This is a genomic window from Curtanaerobium respiraculi (assembly GCF_024609215.1).
GTDB classification, from domain to species: Bacteria; Actinomycetota; Coriobacteriia; order Coriobacteriales; family Eggerthellaceae; genus Curtanaerobium; species Curtanaerobium respiraculi.
This window is the reverse complement of record NZ_JANIPD030000006.1, coordinates 14,874-40,521: the sequence shown is the minus strand read 5'-3', so window position 1 is coordinate 40,521 and position 25,648 is coordinate 14,874. Positions and strand designations below refer to the sequence as shown.

Sequence of the window (25,648 nt, the reverse complement as noted above, 5' to 3'; positions counted from 1 at the left end):
ATCGAATTCTCCCATGGAGAGGCTACTCGACCTTATCCGCTGAATCCCCGTCGGACGCTTCCTCCACGCGCTCTTCGGCGGCCTCCGCCAGCTGGGCGGACATGGAAGACGTCTTCTTGCCGTTCAGGGCGCGATAGAAGCGATCCGAAACGGAGGTGACCAGCTTGGCGGGCGCCGCCGTGACGGTATCCACCGCGCCCGCGGCGTTGGAAGCGGTCGCCGTCACATCACCCAGGTCGCTGAGGAGCTGGTCCACGCGCATGAGTTCCAGGTTGAGCTCGTCGACGGTAAGGTTCACGCGATCCATGAGGGGGTTCGCCTTCTTCACGACGGGCTGGAGGTCGTTCGTGAGCTGCTCCACATGGCCCAGCGTGGGCATGAGCCTCGCCTTCATGTCGTCGACCATCGACGTGACGGCATCGACCGTCTTTTTCAGACGGAGGAAGAGCACGCCCAGCGCGACGACCGCGAAAACGATAGCGAGCACGAGCAGCGCGTTAAGAAGTGTCGCAGCATCCATTGAAGTTACCTCTCTGCCGAAGGGGGCGCCAGCCGCCCGATATACCTCCGGGAAATTCTACCACGCAGCCTGGGGGAATTGGATGGTTTGGAGCAGCCCCCACAAGGCAGGGCGCCCGTTTCGCTATGCATTTTCCGCAACCCGTAAGGCTCGTCTGCCCCGATCGCGGCGGGCGCGGACTCCTCACCCCTTGCGGTCGCGTCAAATGCCACCGGTCGTATTTCATTTAATAATATTTTTTATGATAAAATCTTTTATTATTAAAACCGAAGGGGAGAGACTCATGGAGTTCATCGGCAGGGAATCCGAACTTGCGATACTCGAACGAGAGTACGCGCGGGACCATGGATTCGTCGTTATCTATGGTCGCCGGCGCATCGGGAAGACCAGGCTCGTCAAGGAGTTCGTCTCCGGCAAAAATGCGCTTTACTTCCTCGCCTCGCAGGAAAGCGAGCCCATGAACCTGCAGCGATTTGCCAGGCTCGTCGCAAGCTTCACCGGGGCAGGCTATCTTGCAGAAGCCTCTTTCACCGATTGGCGCCCCCTATTCAACGCCTTCGCGGCTTTCGACCCCGAGACGAAGAAAGTTCTCGTGATCGACGAACTTCCCTATCTCGCAAAAACGAACCCCGCATTCCTTTCGGTGCTCCAGAGCGCTTGGGACGAGATGCTCTCCCAGGCCAATGTAATGCTCATTCTATGCGGCTCATCCGTTCATATGATGCGCGACCAGATCCTCTCTCGCGAGAGCCCCCTTTACGGCAGGCGGACAAGCCAGCTGAAACTGCCTCCCCTCCCGTTCCATGAATTGGAGGCCCATTTCGTCGGGACCCCCTTCAAAAGGCTGGTCGAACTCTACTCGGTCACGGGCGGGGTTCCGAAATATCTGGAATTCTTCGAAGCGGATTCGTTCCGCGAAGAAAGCGACGTGGACCGGGCGATAGCGGAGAATGTTTTACGGACAACCGGCTTTTTGCACGAAGAGCCTTATTTTCTGCTGGGGCAAGACCTCAGCGATCCCGTGAACTACCTTACGTTGCTGACCGCCATCGCCCTCGGCCACCACAGGCTTTCCGACATCTCGCGCATGGTCGGAAAGCGGGCAAGCGATTTGACAGGATACCTCAAGATACTCATCTCATTGGGATACCTGGAGAGAAGGGTGCCCTTCAACGAGGACAAGCCCGAGCGCAGCAAGAACGGCTTGTACCATATAACCGATCCGTTCCTTCGTTTTTGGCTGCGCTACGTGCAACCGTTCGAGGGAGAGCTGGAAATGGGCAATCTGGGGCCGAGCAACGATGCGATGATGAAAACGTTTCGCAGCAACCATGTGCCCTTCGCATTCGAGGACATCTCGCGCGAGACGTTCGGCAGGCTTTGCACACAGGGGCAGATACCTTTTTCACCGAAGCGGATCGCATCGTACTGGAACCGATCCGGAAGCGTCGAGGCCGACGTATGCGCCCAGGCGACGGAGGGGACGAGCCCCGCTCGATTCGTTGGGGAATGCAAATACCATGCAACCAAGGCGTTCTCGGTGCGCGAGCTCCAAGAAGTCCTTGCGAAGCTGCCCTCGATCCCCGGTTCCGACCAACGCACGCTCGTCGGGCTGTTCTCCGCAACCGGTTTCGAAGACGCTCTCATCGAGCAATCGGGAAGCGGAAGATCCCTCATCCTCATCGACAAAAACAGAATCGTCAGCGACCGTCGAGGATGATAGGATGCCCTGCGATGCGGATGCGGAATTTACAAAGGGACCCGGTCGCCAATTCGCCCGATATACCTCCGGGAAATTCTACGACGCAGCCTGGGGGAATTGGATGGTTTGGAGCAGCCCCCACAAGGCAGGGCGCCCGTTTCGCTATGCATTTTCCGCAACCCGTAAGGCTCGTCTGCCCCGATCGCGGCGGGCGCGGACTCCTCACCCCTTGCGGTCGCGGCGGGTGGTTTCCACGCGATAAGCTTCCCATCCACGTTCGGTGGGATGGAAGAACGCACCCTTCTCCAAGCCTTCGGGGAGATAGCGCTGATCCGCCCAACCTCCGGGAAAATCGTGGGGGTATTTGTATTCGCCGTACCCCTCCGAGCCGGGGCGATGGCGGTCGCGCAGGTGGCTGGGCACATCGCGCGCGGGCCCATGGCGCACCTCCGCGAGGGCGGCATCGATGCCCGCCTCCGCCGCATTGCTCTTGGGCGCCAACGCGAGATAGATAGCGGCCTGCGCAAGGTTGATGCGGCATTCCGGCAGGCCGATCACCTCCGCTGCCTTGAACGCGGCCGTGGCGACGAGCAGCGCCTGGGGATCGGCGTTGCCCACGTCCTCCGATGCGGCGATCACCATGCGCCGCGCGATGAACTTCGGATCCTCCCCGCCGTCGATCATGCGCGCCAGCCAGTATAGGGCGGCATCGGGATCGCTCCCGCGCATGCTCTTGATGAAGGCGCTGATCACGTCGTAATGCATATCCTTCCCCTTGTCATAGGGAAGCATGCGGTACGGCGTGGCGGTGTCCACGTCGTCCAGCCCGATCACCGCGGGCGCGTCCGGCGTGCCCGCGTCCACCAGGGCGGCGGCGAGCTCGAGCGTCGTCAACGCACTGCGCCCATCGCCGCCGGAAAGCAGCTCGATGCGGTCGCGCGCTTCGTCGGAAAGCGCGTAGGCGCCGCCGAAGCCGCGCTCGTCCTCGAGCGCATGGTCGAGCAGCTCGCCGATTTCGCCATCGGAGAGCGCCTTCAGCTCCACCACGCGGCTGCGGGACAGCAACGCGGTGTTGACCTCGAAAAACGGGTTCTCGGTCGTGGCACCCACCAGCACCACCGTGCGGTCTTCCACCGCATGCAGGAGCGCATCCTGCTGGCTGCGGTTGAAGCGGTGGATCTCGTCCACGAAGAGGATGGTGCGCCTGCCCTGCAGGGCAAGCCGCTCGTCGGCGGCCTTGATCTCGCGCCGCAGGTCGGCAACCGTGCCTCCGATCGCGCTGACCTCGACGAACATCGCTTTCGTGTGCTCGGCGATGATGCGCACGATGCTGGTCTTCCCCGTGCCGGCCGGTCCGAAGAGGATCACGCTGGTCAGGGTGTCGCGCTCGATCGCGCGGGCAAGCCAGCTATCCGGGCCCACTGCCTGCTGCTGGCCCACGAGCTCGCTCAGGGTGCGGGGGCGCATGCGAACGGCCAAGGGGGCGATCCGCCGCCTCGCCTGATCCGCCAAGTCGCTGAAAAGAGTGTCCATGGAAGTCATTGTATACGACGGTGCAGAGAAAGTTCCACCCCCGCCCTTAGGATGAACCCACCTAAGAAAGGTGGGTGCCCGCAGCCGACTTCCTGGCTTTCGCATCAACGGATGCCAATTCCCATTCCGACGGCAATCTGGAGCTCCCAAAGAAAATGCATCGGTCCATCGCAAAAAACGAGGAACGAAGGTGGAACTATTTTCAGGATACTTTCGCCATTCCCAAAGACAAGTCTTGACTTTGACGCCCAAAGGGAGGAATGCTTTGCGTCCCGCCCATCGCGACGGGAAAACGCACCCTCCGCGCCCGCGCCGGGCGCTATCGGAATGCCTCGGACGGGATCGCCGATGCCGCGAAACCGGTGGCGTGCTGCCGCGCGATGCTGCCGAGGCTATTCGACGGTCCCGTACACCTGGCCCCAAGCATGGCCGCTGATCGCGCTGTTCAGCTGATCGCACATGCGTTGCCGCGTGTACGTGCCAGGAGGAAGCAGGTTCACTATCTCGACCAAATCGGCCGGCAGGTCGAACGATTCAGCCAGCACGATCGCATCCACGCGGCGAACGAACTCGGCGTCGCCGAACAGTACGTCGATGAGATGCTGCAATATCCCGTAATCCTCGGAACGCTGCAGGTTGGTGATGGGCTGGCGGCGTGCCATGGCTACCGAACGGTCGGGAGCCCCGCCGTCGCGGCGGAGAGGGCGCCGGTGTAGCTGGGCGTCGCCGAGCCTGCGGCACGCAGGAACTGCACGCCGGCGGCGCGAAGAAGCTCTGCGGCGGCAACCATGGTGTCGGGATGCCAGTAGGGGTTACCCTCCGCGGGCGCGACCCGGCGCGGCGCCGGCTCCCCCACGTCCAGCTGCACGAGGATGGGCAACCCGCTCGCCCGGGCCATGCGCCTCGCGATCGCCGCGGCATCGGACGGGGCGGCCTTCGTGCGGATACCCACCGCATCAGCTTGGAGATCGTCCGCAACGGCAAGCACGTCCTCGATCGTCTGGCTGCGGCCGAGCAGCGTGCCTTGATCATCCACGTCGACGCTGACGATGACGGGCGTCGCGCACTCCTTGCGCGCCCCCATGAGGGCGCATCGGACGTCTTCGGCGCCCGCCAGCCCGTTGAAGAGGAAAGCGTCCACGTTTTCCGGCCCGAACGCGACCACCGCCTCCGCATACTGGTCGCGGTTGGCCACAAGCGACGCCTTCGACATCGCGTCCAGCGGCAGGCGGGTGGACCCTACCTCCGCGATGAGGTGCTGCGGGCGGAACGGACGGCACAGCCCGATCGCCGCTTGCGCCGCATCGCGCTGGCGGTCGCGCATGCGGGCGTGGGCGAGCCGGGCGCGCGTGATGCCGAAGGTGGGCGTGCACAGGCATTGCGGCCCCGCCGCCATCTGGGTGCGGAGAGCCTGCTCGACGGCTTCTTCCTCGAGCAGGTCGAGCATCTCCAACCCCGATTCCACATCGTACCCCGCCTTCGAGAGCACGCCGTTCAGCGGCTCGGAGATGACGAGCATATCGCGGTGGAACCTCATCTGAATGTCGGGCATGGATCCTCCCTCGCAATTCGAACGGCGTTACAGCGCGTTGCGGCGCACGTACAGGCGGTTGTTGGTGTCCAGCCAGGTGTCCACGGTGCCGGTGTCGAAACCCTCGTCCGGGGCGACGACCAGCGCGTACATCTCCTCTTCGCCCAAGAGCGCCGCCAGTGCGTCGGTCAGTTGGATCTCGCCGCCCTCCCCCGGCTTCGTCGTGGCGAGCAGGTCCATGACGCGCGGCGTCAGCAGGTAACGGCCGAACACGACCATGTTCGAGGGAGCCTCCCACACGCGCGGCTTCTCCACGAGGCCCGTGACCTTCCATACGTTGCTGTCGATCTCCTCGCCGGCGATGACGCCGAAGCGGTCGACCTTGTCGTGCGCAACCGGCATGACGGCGATCACGCTCGCGCCGCCATGGTCGTCGGAAACCTTCTTCATCCGGTTGAGGATGTTGTAGCTGGGGACGATCACATCGCCCAGAAGGACGTAGAACGGCTCGTCGCCGGTCCTCTCGGCGGCGCAATGCACGGCGTCGCCCAGGCCCAGGGGCTCGTTCTGGTACACGAAGCTCACGGGGAGGTTGCCCGCATGGTGCACGGCGTCAGCGCGGTCATCCTTGCCGCGCGCGCGAAGCAGCCGCACGAGCTCGTCATCCTGCCTGAAATGCTGCTCGATGGCCTTCTTATCGTGATTGCTGATGATCACGACCTCATCCGCACCGCTGGCCAGGCCTTCCTCCACGACATACTGGATGACGGGACGGTCGACCACCAAGAGCATTTCCTTCGGCATCGCTTTGGTGGCGGGCAGGAAACGCGTGCCCAAGCCGGCTGCGGGGATAAGTGCTTTCATGCTTTAATCCTTCTTCAAGATGTCTTCCGCGGCACCTTGCCGGCGAGCCGCAAGGGCTTCCTCCAGCACTGCCATCTGCGCCTCGGTTTTCTTCAGGCGCACGGTGATGAAGACAACGTACACCAGCAAGGCCACCCAAATCAACGCATACGCGGCAATTACAAAAGGCGCGGACGGGAGGATGGTGGCATAGATCTGCTCAAGGATGGGGTTCATACTATCTCCTTAGGGGTAATCGCACGGAACGCAAGCGCGGCATTCATTCTTCGTCCAGCAATTCTTTCGCACGCTCCACGCGCTCGGACAGCTCGGCGGTGCGGAGACGCAACCGGAACAGGCCGTACACCACGCACAGCATGCCGAAGAGCGAGAGCAGGAACGGGATGAGCATGTCGGGCGAAAGCCCCGAATCGGTGCGGAACACCACCGGATGCACGCTCGAGGGGATCAGCCGCGTGATCAGCATGCAGATGGGCACATCGACGAACATGATGATGCCGAATACGCTGCTGAACGCGGCCTTGCGCTCGGGGTCGTCGATGGCGGCGCGCAGCACGAAGTACGCAATCACCAGCAGCATGAGGATCAGGTACGTGGTCAAACGCGGGTCCCATGTCCACCACACGCCCCATTCGAACCGCGTCCACGGCACGCCGGTGACCATGACGGCCACCACGAAGACGAAGGAGACTTCGGTTGCCACCTGCGCCCGCAGGTCGAACGCCGCGTCCCGCGTCATGAGGAACCGCACACTGTAGTACGCCTCCACGGTCAGGGCGAGGAAGCTGGCGATGGCGACGGGCACGTGCCAGTAGAAGATCTTCTGGCTGAACAGCAGCTGGTTCGCCACCATCTGCCCGCCGATGAGCTCCACCCCGTTGACCGAGGCGCCGTTCACCGGCCCCGCCAGCGTGAAGGCGAGCACGAAGCCCGCCGTGCTGAGGATCGCGCCGACGACGAGCACGAGGGGGGTCACCCTATCCCATACCTCGCCGACGCGCGGACTCTTTCCCGTTCGATTCATCAAGCTTTTCCTTTCAAGCAATGGCCGCCATCAGGCGCTGATCACGTAGTCGTACAGCACCCAGGACAGCAGCACCATGATCACATCGTAACCGCCCGCCAGAAGCAGCGCGTAGCCGTACACGCCCTCGACGTCGCCGCCCGCGAGCACGACCGTCGTCGCGGAGACGCACGCGTACAGCAGCGGGTAGACCAGGGGTATGAACAGCACCGCCAGCAGCACATCCTTCCCGCGCGTGCCAACCGTGATGGTGGCGAGCAGCGTGCCGATACCCGCGATGCCGACGGTACCCGCCAACAGGGGGCCGGCGATCAGCGGCAGATCGAGGGACGGCGCGGTAGCGGTGAGGAAGAAGAAGTAGAACAGCGGCAGCACGATGGCCTCGACAACGAGCAGGAACAGCAGGTTGCTGGTCGCCTTCGCCAGAAACACGACGCTGCGGTCGAGCGGGACGAGCAGTATGCCCTCGAGGCAGCCGTTCTCCTGCTCGTGCGAGAAGGAGCGGTTCAAGCCCAGCAGGCTCGTGAATACGATGAGCGCCCACAGCAGGCCGCCGCTCATCTGCATGATATCGAATTGGCTGGACGTCTGGCCCAACGCGGCGCCGTACACCACCAGCACCAGGACGGAGTAGATCCCCATCGAGGTGAGCATCTCCTTGGTGCGGAATTCGCGGCGCAGGTCCTTGTCGAGAAGCGCCTTGTACTGCTGCCACGTGCTGGGACGTTTGATCTCGACCGGCACCTACGACACCCCCATCCCCACGGTTCGGCGGTATAGGTCCTCGAACGCGGCGAAATCGATGTCTTCCCTCGGGGCGAACGCGACCTTCTTGCCGCGCGCCAGGACGAGCGCATGGGTGCAGGCGCCGAACCCTTTTTGCAGGTCGTGGCTGACCATGACGAAGGTGCGATCGGATCGCACGCGTTCGATCAGCCCGTCGAAGATCTCGATCGCGTGGGGATCGAGCCCCGAATACGGCTCGTCGAGCAGCACGACCTTCGGGTCGTGGAGCAGGGCGCGGGCGATGCAGACGCGCTGCGTCATGCCCCGGCTGAACGTGCCCACCGTGTCGAGCCGGCGATGCGAGAGCTCCACGGCTTCGAGCATCTCCGCCACCCGCTCCCGCGCATTCGCCACGCCGTAGAGCCGTGCCGAGAGCAGCAGGTTCTCCTCGGCGGTGAGATCGCGGTAGAGCATGCTGTTATGCGAGATGAGGCCGATGCGTTCGCGCGCCTTATCGGGATGCTCCCTCGCGTCGACCCCCGAGATGACAATGCGCCCCTGCGTGGGGCGGCTGAGCGTTGCGAGCATGCGGAGCAATGTGGTCTTGCCCGCTCCATTGGGTCCGAAGATGGAGAGATACGCTCCCTCGGGCACCTCGAGGCTCAAGTTATCGACCGCACGCCGACGGCCGAAGACCTTGCTCACCCGCTCGATGCGAATCGCCGCGTCGCGATTTCCGATCTCTTCCATCATCCCCTGCCCCGCTAGACAGCTGCCCGGATGCGGGCCCCGAGGAGCCGCATCCGGGGGCTGCGGTTAACGCTCTTCCGCCGCCCCGGCGTTCGGCTTCCGCTTCGGGCTCAGGCGCCCCAGCGCCGCCACGGCCGTGCCGACGACCAACATGCCGAACCCGGTCCACACAAGACTGATCTGGGGGTTCACCCGCACATCCATGCTGTATGCACCTTCGGTGTTCACACCCTTGTATACCACGAAAAGGTCCTCGGTGGGCAGGTTGATGACCGCGGCGTTGGCCTTGGTCTGCTGGTTGCGCTCCACCAACTGCATGCTCGGGGCGACGTGGCCGATGTAGTCGTCGCCGCGGTACACGTCGAATTCCACCGTGTAGTAGGCGTTCGCGTGGTTCGCATCCTCGCTGATGGAGTTGCTCGTATACTTGAGCGTGTAATCCTGGATGGTGAACTCCGCGGCGCTGTCGGTGCGCTGGTCGTAGGTGATGTAGCCCGTTTTCTCGGTCACGAACATCGAAGAGCAGACCAGGCCGATGAGGATGACCGCCATGCCCAGATGGGCGATGTAACCGCCCAGGCGCGAGGCGTTGCCGGCGATCATCTGGAAGAAGCCGACGACCGGGTTCTTCCCACCATGCGAGGCGCCCCAAGCGCCCGCCGTCTTGCCGATCAGGAACAGCGTGTTGAAGAAGAGCACGCTCGCGACCAGGAAGCCGGCGACCGCCAGCCCCTTGTAGTACGCGGCCGGCCCCTCGCTCGCAAGACCCTCGCCCATGCTGCCTCCGGCGGCGATGATGGCATCGTAGCTGGGCGACAGGTAGGTGGCGAAGTACACCATCAGCGCGACGAACAGCGCGACGGCGAAAACCGCCGGCACCTTCGCGCGCTTGGCGAACTCGGCGCGGTCCGTATGCGCCCAGCCCAGCAGCGGGCAGAACGCGAGCACGGCAAGGTAGAGGATGCCGAGCGGGCGGGCGATGGCGTTGTAGGTGCCGGTCGCCACGCTCTTGCCCCCGAACGGAAGCCAGGTGGGCAGCGCGCTCGCGATGGTGAGGTAGAGCACCACGAAGGCGAACACCACCATCAGCACATTGTTGAAGTAATAGGCGGCCTCGCGCGAGGCGAGGGATTCCACCGCCTCGTCAGACGCGTTCTTCGGCGCGAAACGCTTCCAGCGGATGATGAGCCCCACCGCCCCCACGATCAGGGACAGGGCGATCAACACCCCGAAGAGCACGGTGGACACCGGGTCGCCGCTGAAGGCGTGCACCGATTGGATGAGCCCCGAACGCGCGATGAACGTCCCCACCACGCTGAATGCGAACGCGATGCTGGCGCACATGATGGCCCAGCGCTTGAACGCGCCACGCTGTCGGTACACCGTGAAGCTGTGGATGAGCGCCACGCTGATGAGCCAGGGGAGCAGGCTGGCGTTCTCGACGGGGTCCCAGCCCCAGTAGCCGCCCCAGCCGAGCACCACGTACGCCCATACGGAGCCCAGGCCGATGCCGATGGTGAGGAACCAGAAGGCGACCATGAGGTAGCGCTGCGACTTGCGCACCCATGTATCGCTCGAATCGCCCGCGATGAGCGCGCCCACGGAGTAGGCGAAAGGCACCGTCATGCCGGCGTAGCCGATGAACAGCGTGGGGGGGTGCACCGCCATGGCCCAATGCTCGAGCAGCGGGTTGATGCCCCACAGCGCAGCCGCGCCCGTCAGATTGCCCTTCGCATCGAGGTACTGGCTCCCGAGCGCGACGAACGGGCAGTTGTCCTGCGAGAACATGAGGATGCCCACGAAGCCCACGAGCACGAGCTGCAGGACCCCCACCGCCGTGGTGTCCAGCTTGTCGAGCTTCTTCAGGTTGCGCATCGCGATGATGGTGGCGAACAGGCTGATGAGCCAGCCCCAGAATAGAAGCGAGCCCTCCTTGCCCTCCCACAGGCCGGACACGCGGTACAGCATGCCCAAGATGCCGTCGGCGTCGCTATGGGCGCGGACGACGTACTCGATGGACGTGTCGCCCGAAAGGAAGCAGAACTCCAGCACGCCGCATGCGACGGTAAGGCCGAGGAATGTGACCAGGACGGCGACGTGCCCGCCCCATACCAGCGTGGAGCCCGACCCCCGGGGGTTCTTTTTGTCCATGATGCTGCCCACGACAAGGCACAGCACCGATATCACGATGCCCGCAAGGGACACCAGCAGGGAAAGCATTCCCACCATGGCAAGATGCATGAATAGTCTCCTTATGGATTGCCGTTAGCCCTGCAGGGCCACATCGGTGGCGGAGAATTCGCCGGAGGCGAGCATGTCGCCCGTCACGACGACCGTCGCGCCGTCGGCCAGGGTCTCTTCGGAAACGGCGCCGTCGAACAATACGGATACCGTCTTGGCGGGGTCGGACGCATCGGCCAAGACGAAGCGCGCGCCGCTCCCCGCGGGGTTCTGGCTGCCCGCTGCCACCGTGCCCTTCACCCGCACGGTCGTGCCGTTCACCTCGGCGCCGTAGTCCAGCAGGCGCGAGACCTCCAGGGCCTCCGTGCCGCTTTCATACTTGCTGGGGCACTTCGTGACCAGCTCGCTCGCGCGCAGGACGCCGTCTTCGCCCATCTTGCCCGTGCAGATGGCGGTGACATCGTTGCCAAACGTGCTTGCCGCCGCGCCATCGTAATCGACCCGCAGCTGGCCCGCGTTCACGTGCTCGGGATCGTAGATGCTGAACGAGAGGACGTTGCCCGACGTCGAGTACGAGTCCTTCACCACATTGCCGGTGACCTGGACACGCTGGTTGGCGTAGGTCCCGCCGGCGGCGTCGGCCAGGGCGATGGTCTTCGCGGACGTCCCGCCGCCGACGATGGCAAGCAGCAAAACGAGCACGATGACGATGATGCCAGTGACGATGACCAGGCGTTTCTTCATTTGGGCATTCATTCGACCTCTTCTCCGATGTCCGCGTAGATCCTCCCGCGCGTAACGTTCTGATGGTATCAAATGCCCCCATCGCCCACCTCGGGGAAACCCTGGACATGCGAAGGGACACACCGAAAATTCGGCATGTCCCTTCGTTTCGTACACCAATCGTATCAAACCCCTCCGATACGATCGGCTGAGTCTCGCGTGGCTACTCGGTGGGAACCAGCTTCTTGCCCTGCTCGTACGTTACCCAGCCGTCGGGCAGCTCGTCCACCGCATCGCTATGGCATTGCGTGCAGTAGAGAACCGACGCACGATGCGACTTGTGGCACGTGGTGCAGGCCTCCTCGCCGTGCTGCCAGCTGTGCGGGTTGCGCTCCATGTTGGCGGTTGCGGCGGTCAGGTCGGCGCGGGTCATGTCATGGCAGCCGCTCTTCAGGCAGAACTGGTCGCCCGTGCCCTCGGCGTGGCCGCTGTTGACCATGAGGGCCTCCTGGTCGACTTCCTCCAAGGCAAAACCCTTGCCGTCGTTGCGGTTGACCACGTAGTAGTTGCCGGTGATCGTCTCCATGACCTCGCCCAGCTGCTGCGTGATGGACGGCACATGGCAGTCAAGGCACGCCACATTGGCTTCCTTGTGAGCCACGACCATCATCGCGCTGCTGTTGGACACCGCGTTGCCGTACTTGTCGACGCCAGCCTGGCCGGCGACGTTGTCGTACGTCTCCACGTAAGCGTCCATGGACTCGTGGCACATCGAATTGCAGAAACCAGGCGTTGCATGCCAGTTCCAGAAGCCAATGCCGGCGACGGCAATGACCACGACAACGATGCCGACCACGACGGGCCACTTCTTCTTCTTTGCAGCAGGCTCTGCAGCTGCCTGCTGTTCAGCGGTCTTCTCGTCCTTCTTTTCCTCTTCGCTCATTTTCTTTCCTCCTTCGCTTGCTTCCTCGAAAACGGGCATTTCCTTCCGCAGATGCGGAACGCACAGGGAACGTCTCGATGCAAGCGGCCCCTCTGCCATCCGCTACGCGGTAATTTAGGGAAAACCCCACCTCACGCCATCACCCATTAAGGGGGATTTGGCTTTTCCCTCGGGCAATTCTAGGCATTTCACCCATTTCGCGCAACACGGCCGGCGCCCCCTCCGGATAGGTCGCGGGTATCCGCACCAGCTCCCGGGATTTCCCCGATAAAGCCCGATCGCGGCATGGCGCGCGACGCTCCGGCGGATCCCTCCTCCGCTTCGCCATTCGACGGAGGCGGGCCGCGGAACGCAAGCCCGAATGCGAGCCCTCTTCCCGATGGGAGCGTACGGGGCCGGTTAACCGAAAGGCGCAGGGCCCGAATCCCTCGCGGCGCCACGGACGGCCCCGTTTTCAAACCCCTTTCATCGCAGAAGGTCTATCGCCGGCGCAGCTCCCAGAACGCGACGGCGGTCGCCGCGGCGACATTGAGGCTGTCCACCCCATGCGCCATGGGGATGACCGCCGCGAAATCGCAGGCGTCGACGGTGCCCTCCGCCAGGCCATCCCCTTCCGTTCCCATGACGATGGCAAGCTTGCCATGCCCGGCGAGGCGCGGGTCGTCCAGAGGCAGCGCATCGGGAACGAGCGCCATGGCGACCGTGGCGAACCCGCGCTGCTCCAAGAGCGCGAGCGCATCCTCCGACGTTTTGACGCGCGTCCACGGAATCTGGAACACGGTTCCCATGGAGACGCGGGCGGCGCGGCGGTACAACGGGTCGTGGCAACGGTCGGTCAGGAGCATCGCGTCGATGCCGAGCGCGGCGGCGTTGCGGAAAATCGCCCCGATGTTGGTCGCGTTCATGACGTCTTCCAGCACGACGACACGGTTTGCCCCTCCGAGCAGCTCGCTCGCACGCGGAAGCGGCGGGCGGACGAGCGACGCGATCGCCCCGCGCGTGACCTCGTACCCCGTGACGGCCTGGAAGACCCGCCTGCTCGCCACCAGAGCGGGCACGGCCGGATCCACCGCATCGATGCGGTCGATGAGCGGCCGGGTCTTTTCGACCCATTTCTCCTCCATGAACAGGCACGAAGGCCACACCCCCGCATCCAGCGCGCGGTTGATCACCTTGTCGCTTTCACCGATGAACAGGCCGGGGCCCGCACCTTCGTCCCCGCGGAGCTGCGCATCGCGCATGCCGGCGAACGGCGCGAGCCGCGGGTCGTGGATATCGTGTACATATTCGAGCATCGAAGCCCCTGCCCCTGTTGACAATTTCCATGCAAATGATCAGAATACCATTCCGCACCGATCGGGGATGTAGCTCAGTTGGGAGAGCGCAGCGTTCGCAACGCTGAGGCCGAGGGTTCGATCCCCTTCATCTCCACCAGAATCGTACAGGGCGAACCCTTTGGAGCGCATAGCTTCCGGGGGTTCGCCCTTTTCGCGTTCCAGATCAGCCGATACTGAGGGTTATAGGCCATTTCGTGTTGATAAATTTACGAATTCTTTGGTGAACGCCAGGGGTGACATGGGGCGAACAGGGGATGTATCGAATGCATTCATATCGCGCGTGAGGATGAGGTCAGCCGCTTCGCTTTCCGCGGTTTGGCGTATCAGCCCGTCTTCAAAATCAGGCTCGTTGGATGCAAGGGCGGGACGAAGATAGCGAGCCTTCAGATCGACAGGCTTGATGTAATCGGCATCGATGAGATGGGAGATAAGCTTTCGAGCAGTTGGCTCGCTTTTCAGCACACGTCGGAGAATGTAGTAGGCATCCTTGTATGAACCAGTCGGGGCAATCATCCTGATGCCCATCGACGCAGCGAGGTGGACTGCCGCAACGGCATTGGCATGTTCGGGGCGTGATATGTCGATGTAGTCGATCAAAACGTTAGTATCGAGGAGCACTGTGCGCACAAGATTATTCGCCATAGCCGAACCTCGTAACCAACTCGTCTGCCAGCAAATCGTCGTCGCTTGCTTGCGGCCAGTCTGAGACGTGGGTAAGTTGGGCCGCCATCGACTCAAACGACAACATCTTCTCCATCATTGAATTATCATCGTGCGGCACCGTGGGGGGAATGCTGATGAGCTCGCCCGACCTTCCCACATAGTCAACCACCTCGCGCAGGTACTGCGAAAGCGAGGTGTGATGAGCCGAGAACACGCTTTCCGCCAGAGCGAGGCTTCCGTCGTTGAAGCGAACGCTTCTCTCTTTCATGATACCCCCTATCTTCAGACAGGAACATTGTAACACGCGTGTTCTCTCATTTACTTTGCTACCATCAAAGATAAACCCCCTGAGCATAGGCACAGTGTGTCTCTTGCTCTGGAAGCCCGTGCATCGAACGCGGATTTATGCCGATGCATCGGTGAGGGATGGAAGATGAAGCGCTGGACTTTCGCTCGTGAGGGACAAGAGTTCGCACTTGCCTATAGAAGACGAAAGCTGCTGGCGCGGTTCTCGTCTTCTCCGTACCCAGACGTAGATTTAGGGTTAGGCGAAAAGAGTTACCCACACTAACTTGCGATGGCTCCCTCTTTGCCCCGTTTGATTTCCGCATCGTTTGGCGGGTGCTTCGATAGGCTTCAGCTACCAGGCGATGGAGAGGGGTCAGTTGATGTTGAATCCTTCGGCAAGCGAAAACGATAGGGGTGATATGGGGCCGGATACCTATTCGAGCTTGGCCGCATAGGGGGCGAGCGCGATCTGGTCGAGCTTGCTCATGACCACATCCTCCACCTCCATCACCATCGGGTGCACCTTCAAATCGTCTTGGAACACGACACGCTGGTACGCGCCGCACTCCTCGCATTTGAGCAGGCGGTGCGCCCGGTCGCCCTCAACGTTCACGTAGTGCAGCTTGCCCTCGTTGCGCGTGCCGCAGGTATCGCAGCGAATGCGATCGAAATCCCATTGGGTACCGCAAGCAGCGCAATAGAGCATGCGCCCGCGACCATCGGTCGCGCCGGTGTTGCCCACCCACGAGGCGCTCGCGGGCGAACCGCATACCGGGCAGTCCGCGGAGATGGCGGGCCGCTTATCGTCGGAAAGCGCCCGGCGATACGCTTCAACCGCCTGCTCCGCTGCCGGCTGGAGATGGGCGCGCAGCGCGAACGCCGGGACCATCATGAAGATCGTCGCGGAAAGCTCGATCGGCACGTCGAAGGCATCGACCGTTTTGATGCACTCCTCGACGAAGCTCGCCGGATCGCTGCCGGCGAGCGCCAAATCGGCACGCTCGCAGAAGGTGCGCCAGTCGTACGACGCCAGCGCCCGCGCCGCCTCGGATACGATACCCGCATGCTCGGCGATGTGGTGGGCGATCGGCGCGCACGTCTCGGCGAAGGAGGCTCCGTCGATTGAGACGGGTGCCTGCGAGAAGACGGGGGCGGAGGCCTCGTACAAACGCACGGCCTCCTCCCCCGATAGAGGACTCCATCCGCCTTGGGAGGCGATGGCATCCGCCCGCCGCTGCACGATATCGTACAGGCCCTCGAAGAACGCGAGCCGCGCGGCATCGCTTGCCAAAGCGCCCTGCCGGTACGCCTCGGCGGCAGCGTGCACGAGCTTCAGATCCATCCTATTCCTTCACTTCCTCGACGTTGCCCTTCCGGATCTCATCGCGGGCCCAGAAACCCCAATGGTACAGGGCGTTCGACTCCGTGACCTTGCCGTCTTTCCACATCAGGCGGGCGGTGCCGCGATACGGCTGGAATATTCCCGCGCCCAGGTAGATGTGCGCCAGGCCGAACACGATGAACACGATGAAGCAGAGGTCGTGGATAAACCGCATGACCATGATGACGTCGGCTGGGGCGCGGAACGCGCTCATGCCGAGCCAGAGCGTCAGGCCGCTGATGGCCATCAGCACGCCGGCGAGGATCATCATGCCGTCGGCGATGCGCTGGCCGCTCTTCACCTCGTCCTGATCGGGCATATGGACCCGTTTGGGGCCCAGCATATAGGGCACGAATTTCTTCATGAACTCGAAATCCTCGGGCGTCCACTTTGTGAAGTACTTCGCCCAGAACGCCTTGAACCCCGAGGGGGAGGCGATGGCGCTCGCCAAAGGCACGATGATGAATATCGCCCCCACGATGCGGTGCGAGAGCCGCATGCCCTGCGAGATGCCGGGATACGCGGCGGCGAGCGCCGGGACGAACACGAACAGCCCCGAAATCGCAAGCCAGATGCATGAGACGGCGACGACGCCGTGGGTGATGCGCGTCTGCAGGGAGTGCCGTCGGATGACACGTTCGGGATATTTCTTCTCAGCCATTAGCGCTCACCTTCCTCCTGCGAGATATGGCGGACGACTTCATCGGTATCGGTATCGATGACATCGCCGCTCTCCTCGTCGTAGTACATCTTGTCGCGCTTGTAGCCCAAACCCGTCAGGAACGAGATGCCCAAGCCGCCCACGATACCGATGGCGCCCACCGCGGCAAGCGGCTTCATGACGCCCATGGCGCTCGTCAGAGCGCTCGGGTGAGCATCTTCGGGCAGCTTCTGGTACATGGAGAGGTCGTATTTCAGCACGTGGATGGAATGCAGGCCGCCGCATTCGGCATCGCCGTACACGCGCGCATCGGCGAAGCCCATCTTATGCAGCTTCTCCACGCGTTTGCGAGCGAGGTCGAGCATCTCGCTGCGCGGGCCGAATTTCAGCGCGTTGGGCTGGCAGGTGGCAACGCATGCGGGCTCCATGCCCTGCCGCACGCGATCGATGCAGCCGGTGCATTTGTTTATCTTGATGCCCGTGCCCGCAAGGCCCACGCCGGTATGGCGCGGAACGTCGAAGGGGCATGCGCTGCGGCAGTACTGGCACCCGATGCACTTGTCCACATCGTAGATCACCAGGCCGCTTCCATCGGGATCATGGTACAGGCACCCGCTGGGACACACGTTGACGCATGCCGCATCCGTGCAGTGCATGCACGAACGGCGTCCGAACGCCCAATCGATCCCATATCTCTCCGCGCGCTCGCGCTCCTCGAAGGTGACGATGAGGCGCGTGTTCTCATCCAGATCGGCGGGGTTCTGATACGAGCCGGTGAATGTGCTCGCACCCGCGTTCTTCTCGATGGGAGAGGGCAGCTCGTTCCAGACCTTGCAGGCAGCTTGGCAGCCGCGGCAGGCCGTGCATTTCGAGGCATCGTAGTAGATGGCCATCTCTTCGGAAAGTCGTTTGGCCGGTTGCTCCATCATCTCGATCGCCTCCTATGCCTTCTCGATATCGACGAGGAATGCCTTGGATTCCGGGATGAAGCAGTTGGGGTCCCCCACGTTGGGCACGAGGTCGTTCGTGACGTCGCCCGTGGAGAACTCGTTCGCCCAACCCCAGTCGTGCACGATGCCGATGACGTCCGTCACCTTCCCGTTCACTTGCAGGGGCGTGAGGCGCTTGGTCACCATGGCGCCCACGACGATCGACCCGCGCTCGTTGAATATGCGCACGTCGTCGCCGTTCGCGATGCCCTTCTCCTCGGCAAGCTCGGCGCTGATCTCGCAATACTGCTTCGGGATCATCTCGTTGAGCACCGGCATGGCGTGCGTTTCCGCGCCCGTCGACCAATGCTCGGTCAGCGAGTACGTGGTCGCGACGATGGGGAACTTATCGATCGAGCCCTTGGTGTCCTTGATCGACGCATGCTCCGAGAACAGGATCGCCGGATTCGATTTCGAGCCGTTGAGCGCGTTCTCGGTCGGACTCTCGAAGGGTTCGTAATGCTCGGGCAGCGGCATATCGTTCATGCTCGAGCTGAACAGGCAGGCATTCTGCTCCCAGCGCATGAAGAAGGCCTTGCCGTTGGGCGCGACAGGGGTCGCGGCGCCGCTGGCGTCGGTCGTGCTCGCCACGAAGTCGGGCACATCGTTGGCGACCCACTTCTCGCCGTTCCATTCGACGGGGACCATGCCCTCGCGCCACGGGCGCCCTTGGGCATCGCATGAGGCGCGGTTGTACAGGATGCGGCGGTTCGCCGGCCAGCTGAACGCCCATTTCGGGAAAAGGTGCAGGTTGCCCGGGTCGTCCTTGCCGCGGCGGCCCACATTCTGCTGCGCGGGATCGAGCGGCGCCGCGGCGTTGCCGTAGTAGCCGGAGTAGATCCAGCATCCGCAGGCGGTCGATCCGTCCGCTTTCAGCTTGGCGTAGCCGTCGACGATCTTCGGCGTGCCCGCCTCGAAGTCGCCCGCGGCGCCTTCGGTGAGGTATCCGTTGAGCTCCCATGCGATCTTGCGATGGTCGGGGCGCCCGTCCTCGCCGCGGTAATCCCACTTGGAGTTGAGGATCGGCTCGGGGAAGACCCCGCCCTCCTTCTCGTACAGCTCGCGAACCTTCTCGTGCAAAAGCATGAGGACCTCGGAGTCGGGCTTCGATTGCCCGACGGGTTCGATCGCCTTGTAGCGCCACTGCATGACGCGGCCGGATTGGACCACGGTGCCGGGCTTCTCGAACATGCTGGATATGGGCAGGAAGTAGACCTCGGTCTTGATGTCCGCCGCCTTGTCCTTCATGTCCGGGGCATCCCAGAACGAGGCCGTCTCGGTCATGTACATGTCGTCGAACACCAGCCAGTCGAGGTTGCCCGTGACCTGGCGAAGGTACTTCGAGTTGGCCAGCGAGCTCAGCGGGTTCTGCCCGAAGAACATATAGCCCTTGATCACGCCCTCCTCGATGAGGTGGAACGCGTTCTGGATGGACCGCTTCGGCGCGGAATCGACCTTCGGCAGCCAGTCGTAACCGTAGTCGTTTTCGAGCGTGGCGTTATCCCCGAAGAAGGACTTCAGGAAGGACACCAGGAATTTGGGCTTGTTCGCCCAGTAGCCGTCGCTGGCGGTCTCGTTCGCCAGGTACTCGGAGAGCGTGCGGTCCTTGGTATCGCTCGGCCACTGCAGGTAGCCGGGCATATCGCCGGGCGCCACGCACATATCGGTGCAGCCTTGGACGTTGGGCTCTCCGCGGAGCGCGGCGAGCTGCCCGCCGGGGACGCCGATATTGCCCAGGAGCAGCTGCACGATGGACATGATGCGGGTGTTGCCCGCGCCGATGCTGTGCTGGGTCTGGCCGAGGGCGTACAGTATGGTGCCCGCCTTGTCGGCCGTGCCGGTGCTGGTGTAGATCTCGTATACCTGCTCGAGCGCCTCTTTGTTCATGCCGCAGACGTTGCACACGGTGTCAAGCGTGTAGCGGGAGTAATGCTTCCTCATGATCTGGTATACGCAGTTCGGGTCCTGAAGCGTGGGATCCTTCTTGGGCGTCTTCAGCGTGGGCGTGGTGAAGGGGGGAACCCCCTCGCCCGCGGTCCACGCATACGGGCCGGCGGCGGAGGTGTCCCACTGGCTCTCGGATTCCGTCTGATACGCCCAGCTCGCTTTATCGTAGGACTTCTTGTCCTTGTCGAAGCCCGTGAACAGGCCGTCTTCGACGCTGAAGCTGAAATCGGGGTTGATCAGATAGGAGATATTGGTGAATTCCAGGCAGTAATCGCGCTGCCAGCGTTCCTTCTCGAACATGTAGTTGATCATGCCGCCGAAGAACGCGATATCGGTGCCCGGGCGGATCGGGCAGTAGATGTTGGCGAGCGCCGCGCTGCGGGTGAAGCGCGGGTCGACCACGATCCACGTTGCCCCGTTTTCGCGGGCCCTATCGACCCATTTCATTGAGATAGGATGATTTTCGGCATTGTTGCAGCCGCATGTCATGAGCACGCTGGCGTTAGCGAGGTCTCCCCACTGACCCGTCATCGCGCCGCGGCCGAATGTTGGTGCCAGACCGGCAACCGTGGAGCTGTGTCAAACGCGCGCCTGGTTGTCCAGGGTGATGGCACCCAGCTCCCTGAAGAGCTTGACGATGAAGTACTCCTCCTCGATCGTCATCGAGGAGCCGCCCAGAGCGGCGATCGCGGGCGTGCGGTTGACCGTGACGCCCTTGTCGTTGACGCGTTCGAAGGTTTCGTCGCGCGTGTCCTTCATATGGCGCGCGATCTCCTCGATCGCATCGTCCCATGAGATATCCTCCCACTGGCTTGCGCCCGGACGGCGGACACGCGGCTTCAGGATGCGAGTGGGATTATCCACCAAAGCGCCGGTCTCCGGATCGACGATGCGCTCCGTCTGGAACTGGGCGGCGCCCTTCGGGCACAGGCCTCCTTCGCTCACGAAGTGGTCCGGGTCGCCCTCGACGTGGACGAGCTCGCCATCGCGGACGGAGGCGATCATGCCGCAGCCGCCTGCGCAGTAGCAGCAGATCGTGGTGTATTCCTGCGTTCCTTCCAACTTCCATGGCCCCTGCGTCGCATCAAACGCGAAGGCATCGGAAGCGGTGGACAGTTCGTAGGCCATCGATCCCGCGAATGCAAGCGCCGTGGCTTTGAACAAACCGCGTCGTGTGATCTCCATCGAACCGACCTCCTTTCTTTCCTTTCGTCTGCATAGAAAAGAATTTTCCCCTCATGCGGGGCTCGGGATCGATTATGCAATGAAGCAATTCCCATAACTAGGTGGTTATCCCTAATGATGCGGGCGCCCGCCGCGAAATGACGAAAAACGACGCCCAACGGCTCAAGAGAATCCGACTGCTGACCTGGTATTATTCTTGATTGAATATAATACGGCAGCCGCGAGTCCGGAAGGCATGGCGCCCCTCGAGGCGCAGTTCCGTTTCGAGGGTGCAATGGGGAACGGCCGGGGCGCCCCGAATCCCGGAAGCCGGCCCTGAACCTTCCGATCACCGCTTCCGCTCGAGAAAGTACAGGAAGGACGAGAGCTTCTCCCCCTCCGAAGAGCCCAGCGTTCCGTCGAACGAAAGATGCAGGACGGGCAGGGGCGCCGGGGCGGCCGATTCGATCAGCTGGCCCATGATGTCGGCGTTCTCGTACATCGACGACACGCACACCACGCCGTCGAACCTCCCCGCCGCGCCGACGGTTCGGGCGATGCGGTATCGGATGTTCGCGGCGCGGACGCGCCCGACGCGGTCGGAGGCGATGCCCCTCAGCGCATGCGGATCCGCGGCGAAGGGGGATGCCGGCCCCAAAAGTCCTCCGATCTCCTCCATCGCCTCCACCAGGGGGGCGAACCGCGCCTCATCCTCGAACGCATCGCACCATAGGAACCAGGCGTATTCGGAAAGCGCCATGCGGCAGACGGTGCATCCCCGCTCCTCCGCCGCGGAGAGCACGCCCGAATTCAGCCCGTCTTCGGCGACGATGAGCCATTCCCCCACTGCGAGGACGCGGCAGGCGGAATCGAGCTGCGACGGATCGGCCCCGTCGCGGCGTGCCGTGCATCCGACATCCTCCGCCGCCCCCATGAGCGCTTCGGGCGCGCAGCCGGAGGCGGTAAGCTGCTCGAGGATTCGGGCGCGGTCCGCCGGGCGGGCGGCGGCAACCACATCGCCCGCCAAAAGGCAGCGGAACAGCCCTTCGAAGTCGCTGACAAGTTCGGGCAGCCTCTCCAGGCGCGGCGCGACGTAGCGCACGCCGGCGCGCCCGCCCGGCGCCTCGTTCTCCATGACGCTCTGCACGACGCGGTCGTAGACGCCGTCGGCATCGGACCCCTCGCCCGACGGCAACAGGAGCTGGAACGGCTTGCCCGCAGCTGCATCGCGGGCCGCGAGCCCCATCCCCAGCAACGCGGAGAAGCTCAGGTACTCCTTCGTGGTGGAATACGCCTTGCCGCGGGAAAGGCTCCCCCGATCCAGCGGCACGGCACGGGCCTCGTAGCCCCTGCCCTCCAGCCAAGCTGCGATGAGCTTCCCATACGGTCCGAACGAGGGGATGAGCACCGGCAGGTCGCGAGAGAGGGTGTCCGAGCGGCGGACGCGCATCCCTTCCGCTTCGAAATCCCCCTCAGCCGCCGCGCGTTCCTTTATCGTTGGATTCTCCTCGGCAACCATCCCCGCCCGGTGGTCCAGGCTGTTCAAAAACGCCTCTATGCGCGTGATCACGCCCACCTTCGAGAAGTGCTCGTCCACTTCGATCTGCAGGTAGGGCTTGTCGCCCATCTCCTCCGCGACCAAATGCGACAGCATGGTATCGGGACCGCAACCGTGGTTCGTCAGATACACGGCGAATAGGCGCGGGTCGCGGGCGATGATCTTGCAGGAGGATAGGATATGCTGGCCGAAGGGCCAGTACACGTTCGGATAGTCGTCGGATATATCGATGTCGTGGCCGTGGAGGTGGGAGATCGTGATCACCTTCTGCCCACGGTCGATCAAGGCGTCGGGGATGCCCATGTTCAGCACGGCGTCCTCTATGCCGTAATTGCGCGTGACCATGACGATCACGCGTTCGTCGGGCGCCAGCGATGCGAGGAGACGCTCCCCCGCCTCCTCGGTCTTGCGGGTGAACTCGCCGACCGCGCGGCTCCCCGCCAGAAGGCCGCGCGCGGCCTCGTGCGGATCGGCGCCCAGCTGCTCGCCCACCCCCAGCATCGCACTGGCCATGGCTTGCTGCCCGAAATCCAGATCCAGCAGGGGCGAGAGCAGCTTCACGCCGCGCCCCTCCAGATCCAGCTCGTTCGCAACCAGCCGCGGCGCCTCGTGCATGTAGGGGCAGCCGTAGTTGTGCGCGAGCGTGGAGTGCTTGTGGCGGATGGTGTGGATCGAGGGCATGAAGATATAGTCCGCCCCGCGGTCGAGCAGCTGCCGCATATGCCCGTGGATGAGCTTCACGGGATAGCAGGTCTCCCCCTGCGCCAGGCGCTGGGCGAGCGCGATGGTCTCCTCGCTGCTCTCGTCGGAGATGAGCACGTTGAAGCCCAGATGGTGGAAGAATGCGTTGAACAGCGGGAACAGCTTGTAGACCATAAGGCAGCGCGGGATCCCCACGGTCTTTTTCGAGGGGTCTGCCACGGGCTCGTAGCCCTCCAGCAGCAGATCCTTCGTCGCATGGAAGAACGCGCGGTTCTCATCGATCGCCGTCGACCCCGCTTTGCGCCTTTCCGCCACCGGCCCCTTCAGATCGAAGCCGCGGAACGACGTGCGAGGAGGGGCGGCTTCCCACGCCAGCAGCGCGGCACCCACTGCGCCGCTGACCGCGAAGTGCGGGGACACGCTCACCCTGTCGCCGTAGAACTGCTTGAAGGCGGCAACCACCCCCGCATTGTAGTTCACGCCGCCTTGCAAAACGATATGGTCGCCCACGCGCTTCTGCCCCACCACGCGGTGCAGGTAGTTGCGGATGACGGATTGGCACAGGCCGGCGGCGATATCGCGCTTCTCCGCCCCTTGGGCGAGCGCGGCGTTGATCGCCGTCTCCACGAACACCGTGCAGCGCTCTCCCAAGTCCACCGGGGCGGTGGACGAAAGGGCTTGCCTTCCGTAGTCTTCTAGCGGGATATCGATGCGCGCCGCCTGCTCTTCGATGAACGATCCGGTCCCCGCCGCGCATATCTTGTTCATCTGGAAGTCCACGACCGCACCGGCCTCAAGCGCGATGTACTTCGAATCCTGCCCGCCGATCTCGAACACGGTATCCACCTGTGAGTCGATCTCCGCCGCCGCACGCGCCTGCGCGCTGATCTCGTCGCGGACCGCATCGGCGCCGACGAGATGCCCGATCAGCGAACGCCCCGATCCCGTGGTGGCGACCGACACGATGCGCACCCGCTCCCCCAGGCGCTCCCCGATGAGGGCGAGCCCTTCCCGCACCGCCTTCTGCGGGTTGCCGCGCGTGCGCGCGTACTGCGCGTGCAGCACGCCGCCCTCCCTGTCCACCAGCACCAGGTTCGTGCTCGTGGACCCCACGTCGATTCCCAGAGCGCAGGGAACGCGCCCATCCCCGTCAGTCGGCCAGGGTTCCGGCGCGAGGACGTACCCCGGGCCGGTTTCCAATGATACGGGGGGAAGGGGCTCCAGCCGCGGCAAGGGCTCCCCGACGATCTCGCCGCGGCATGCATCTAGAAGGTCGCGCAGGCGCGGCGAGCCATCCCCGCCAGCCTGCCGAACGTCCTCCCACGCTTGCAGGGCCGCTCCGGCCGCTTGGAAGAACAGCTGGCCCTCGTCGGCGAGCAGCTCCCCTTCACCCAGATCGAACACCTCGCGTACGGCGCGCACGACGCCCGCGTTGCGCAGCACCCCGCCGGAAAGGGCGACGGGCGCCTGCACGGGAAGCTTCCGCACGATGAGCGCCCGGTAGCTGCGCACCATCGCGTAGCAAAGCCCCAGCAGTATGTCCTCGACGGGCACGCCCTCCTGCTGGCGGTGGATGATATCGGTCTTCGCGAACACGGCGCACCTCCCCGAGAGCCGGGGGATGGAGGAGGCGCCCGCGACGAGGCGCGAGTAGTCCTCGATTTCGCGCCCGAGCCTTCCCATCTGGTCTTCGAAGAACGACCCCGTTCCAGCGGCGCAACCGTCGTTCGCCGCGAAGCGGGGAGGGCGGGCCGCCCCCACGTCGGTGATGTAGCACGCGCTCTGGGCACCCATCTCCACGATGGAGCGCGCATGGGGGGCGATGAGCTCCGCGCCCAAGGTAAGGGCCGGCACGGTCCCGAGCGAGCGCGCATCGGGCACGAGCTTGGAGACGGAGCCCGCGCCCGCGCCGGTGGTACACCATCGCAGGCAGGCATCCAAGCCGAGATCGGCATCCACCTCGCACAGCAACCCGGCAAGGCACGCAAGCGCATCGCCGCCGTGCCGGAGCTGGCGGGTGAGCAGTATGGTGCGATCCTCCCCCACGGCGACCAGCTTCACCGATGACGAGCCTATGTCTATTCCCAAGCAGTACATCTTCACCCTCCTGCTTCTTCGCTGCAACCCCCGAAACCCCGTTTGCGGGGCGGATCAGAACGGCGCGTCCACGGCTTTCCCCGCACCCGGCGCGAGCGCGCCGCCACGCGCCTTGTAGTCCTCATATTCCGCGAGGAAGGCCCGCCGATCCAGCTGGTGCATCTGCACCACGTCCTCGAACGTCACGAGCTCGGTGATGGGGTTCTCGATGGAGAAGGGAAAGCCCTTGTCCACCAGGAAGTCCCCGAAAAGGGGTTCGTCCAGCACCACGTCGCGCATGCACTTCCCGTCGTCGATGGCAAACATGTCAATTCCTTCCGTCTGCATGGATATCGCCTGGCCACATCGGCGCGGCCTCCGCTCG

The 25,648-nt window shown here is 63.6% G+C and carries 22 protein-coding genes, 1 tRNA gene and 1 other RNA gene; 2 read left to right on the top strand and 22 right to left on the bottom strand.

Annotated elements, in window-relative coordinates; all coding sequences use genetic code 11:
• Positions 1–22: 22 nt before the first annotated feature.
• Positions 23–520, bottom strand: a complete 498-nt coding sequence (locus tag NOV21_RS03615) for a DUF948 domain-containing protein (RefSeq protein ID WP_283171437.1) — start codon at positions 518–520, stop codon at positions 23–25.
• Between the two features lie 283 nt (positions 521–803).
• Here NOV21_RS03615 and NOV21_RS03610 point away from each other — a divergent pair, with 283 nt between their 5' ends.
• Entirely contained in the window at positions 804–2,240 is a 1,437-nt protein-coding gene (locus tag NOV21_RS03610) for an ATP-binding protein (RefSeq protein ID WP_283171438.1), read from the top strand.
• 204 nt (positions 2,241–2,444) lie between these two features.
• On the opposite strand, the gene NOV21_RS03605 is transcribed toward NOV21_RS03610, so the two are convergent.
• The 13 genes from NOV21_RS03605 to NOV21_RS03550 form a co-directional block, all read right to left on the bottom strand.
• Positions 2,445–3,755 (bottom strand): replication-associated recombination protein A, encoded by a 1,311-nt coding sequence (locus tag NOV21_RS03605; RefSeq protein ID WP_283171439.1) that lies wholly within the window; start codon positions 3,753–3,755, stop codon positions 2,445–2,447.
• 28 nt (positions 3,756–3,783) lie between these two features.
• Positions 3,784–3,954: non-coding RNA, 6S RNA (gene ssrS, locus NOV21_RS11315), on the bottom strand.
• Positions 3,955–4,147: 193 nt separating this feature from the next.
• Positions 4,148–4,417, bottom strand: coding sequence for a hypothetical protein (locus tag NOV21_RS03600; protein ID WP_283171440.1), 270 nt, complete (start codon positions 4,415–4,417; stop codon positions 4,148–4,150).
• A gap of 2 nt (positions 4,418–4,419) precedes the next feature.
• The gene (locus NOV21_RS03595) at positions 4,420–5,307 is read right to left on the bottom strand and encodes a homocysteine S-methyltransferase family protein (protein WP_283171441.1); all 888 of its coding nucleotides are present in this window, start codon (positions 5,305–5,307) and stop codon (positions 4,420–4,422) included.
• A gap of 27 nt (positions 5,308–5,334) precedes the next feature.
• Positions 5,335–6,150, bottom strand: a complete 816-nt coding sequence (locus tag NOV21_RS03590) for a UTP--glucose-1-phosphate uridylyltransferase (protein WP_283171442.1) — start codon at positions 6,148–6,150, stop codon at positions 5,335–5,337.
• Between the two features lie 3 nt (positions 6,151–6,153).
• Positions 6,154–6,366: a CcmD family protein gene (locus NOV21_RS03585; RefSeq protein ID WP_283171443.1), complete on the bottom strand. Its 213-nt coding sequence runs from the start codon at positions 6,364–6,366 to the stop codon at positions 6,154–6,156.
• Between the two features lie 43 nt (positions 6,367–6,409).
• Entirely contained in the window at positions 6,410–7,174 is a 765-nt protein-coding gene (gene ccsA, locus NOV21_RS03580; RefSeq protein WP_283171444.1) for a cytochrome c biogenesis protein CcsA, read from the bottom strand.
• 30 nt (positions 7,175–7,204) lie between these two features.
• Positions 7,205–7,918: a heme exporter protein CcmB gene (locus NOV21_RS03575; protein ID WP_283171445.1), complete on the bottom strand. Its 714-nt coding sequence runs from the start codon at positions 7,916–7,918 to the stop codon at positions 7,205–7,207.
• Positions 7,919–8,653 (bottom strand): ABC transporter ATP-binding protein, encoded by a 735-nt coding sequence (locus NOV21_RS03570; RefSeq protein WP_283171446.1) that lies wholly within the window; start codon positions 8,651–8,653, stop codon positions 7,919–7,921.
• A gap of 63 nt (positions 8,654–8,716) precedes the next feature.
• Positions 8,717–10,891 (bottom strand): heme lyase CcmF/NrfE family subunit, encoded by a 2,175-nt coding sequence (locus NOV21_RS03565; RefSeq protein ID WP_283171447.1) that lies wholly within the window; start codon positions 10,889–10,891, stop codon positions 8,717–8,719.
• A 24-nt stretch (positions 10,892–10,915) separates the two neighbouring features.
• On the bottom strand, positions 10,916–11,575 hold the full coding sequence (locus NOV21_RS03560) for a cytochrome c maturation protein CcmE domain-containing protein (protein WP_283171448.1): 660 nt from the start codon (positions 11,573–11,575) through the stop codon (positions 10,916–10,918).
• Positions 11,576–11,777: 202 nt separating this feature from the next.
• Entirely contained in the window at positions 11,778–12,497 is a 720-nt protein-coding gene (locus NOV21_RS03555; RefSeq protein ID WP_283171449.1) for a cytochrome c3 family protein, read from the bottom strand.
• A 479-nt stretch (positions 12,498–12,976) separates the two neighbouring features.
• Positions 12,977–13,792 carry a TrmH family RNA methyltransferase gene (locus NOV21_RS03550; RefSeq protein WP_283171450.1) on the bottom strand — a complete coding sequence of 272 codons (816 nt, stop codon included), beginning with the start codon at positions 13,790–13,792 and terminating at the stop codon, positions 12,977–12,979.
• Between the two features lie 63 nt (positions 13,793–13,855).
• Here NOV21_RS03550 and NOV21_RS03545 point away from each other — a divergent pair.
• Positions 13,856–13,931, top strand: a tRNA-Ala gene (locus NOV21_RS03545).
• Positions 13,932–14,014: 83 nt separating this feature from the next.
• Here the strand turns inward: NOV21_RS03545 and NOV21_RS03540 are convergent.
• The 8 genes from NOV21_RS03540 to NOV21_RS03505 form a co-directional block, all read right to left on the bottom strand.
• On the bottom strand, positions 14,015–14,476 hold the full coding sequence (locus NOV21_RS03540; protein ID WP_283171451.1) for a PIN domain-containing protein: 462 nt from the start codon (positions 14,474–14,476) through the stop codon (positions 14,015–14,017).
• Positions 14,466–14,765, bottom strand: coding sequence for a hypothetical protein (locus NOV21_RS03535; RefSeq protein ID WP_283171452.1), 300 nt, complete (start codon positions 14,763–14,765; stop codon positions 14,466–14,468). Before NOV21_RS03535 ends, NOV21_RS03540 begins: the two co-directional genes overlap by 11 nt.
• Before the next feature lie 453 nt (positions 14,766–15,218).
• Positions 15,219–16,127 (bottom strand): formate dehydrogenase accessory protein FdhE, encoded by a 909-nt coding sequence (locus NOV21_RS03530; RefSeq protein ID WP_283171453.1) that lies wholly within the window; start codon positions 16,125–16,127, stop codon positions 15,219–15,221.
• Between the two features lies 1 nt (position 16,128).
• Entirely contained in the window at positions 16,129–16,827 is a 699-nt protein-coding gene (locus NOV21_RS03525) for a formate dehydrogenase subunit gamma (RefSeq protein WP_283171454.1), read from the bottom strand.
• Complete coding sequence (locus NOV21_RS03520) at positions 16,827–17,756, bottom strand: 4Fe-4S dicluster domain-containing protein (RefSeq protein ID WP_283171455.1); 930 nt, start codon at positions 17,754–17,756, stop codon at positions 16,827–16,829. The genes NOV21_RS03525 and NOV21_RS03520 overlap by 1 nt, the downstream gene beginning before the upstream one ends.
• A gap of 12 nt (positions 17,757–17,768) precedes the next feature.
• Positions 17,769–20,948: a molybdopterin-dependent oxidoreductase gene (locus NOV21_RS03515; protein WP_283171456.1), complete on the bottom strand. Its 3,180-nt coding sequence runs from the start codon at positions 20,946–20,948 to the stop codon at positions 17,769–17,771.
• Positions 20,949–21,276: 328 nt separating this feature from the next.
• A complete protein-coding gene (locus NOV21_RS03510; protein ID WP_283171457.1) occupies positions 21,277–25,284 on the bottom strand; it encodes an acyl-CoA dehydratase activase in 4,008 nt (1,335 codons plus the stop codon).
• Positions 25,285–25,338: 54 nt separating this feature from the next.
• On the bottom strand, positions 25,339–25,590 hold the full coding sequence (locus tag NOV21_RS03505) for a nitrate ABC transporter ATPase (RefSeq protein ID WP_283171458.1): 252 nt from the start codon (positions 25,588–25,590) through the stop codon (positions 25,339–25,341).
• Between the last annotated feature and the right edge of the window lie 58 nt (positions 25,591–25,648).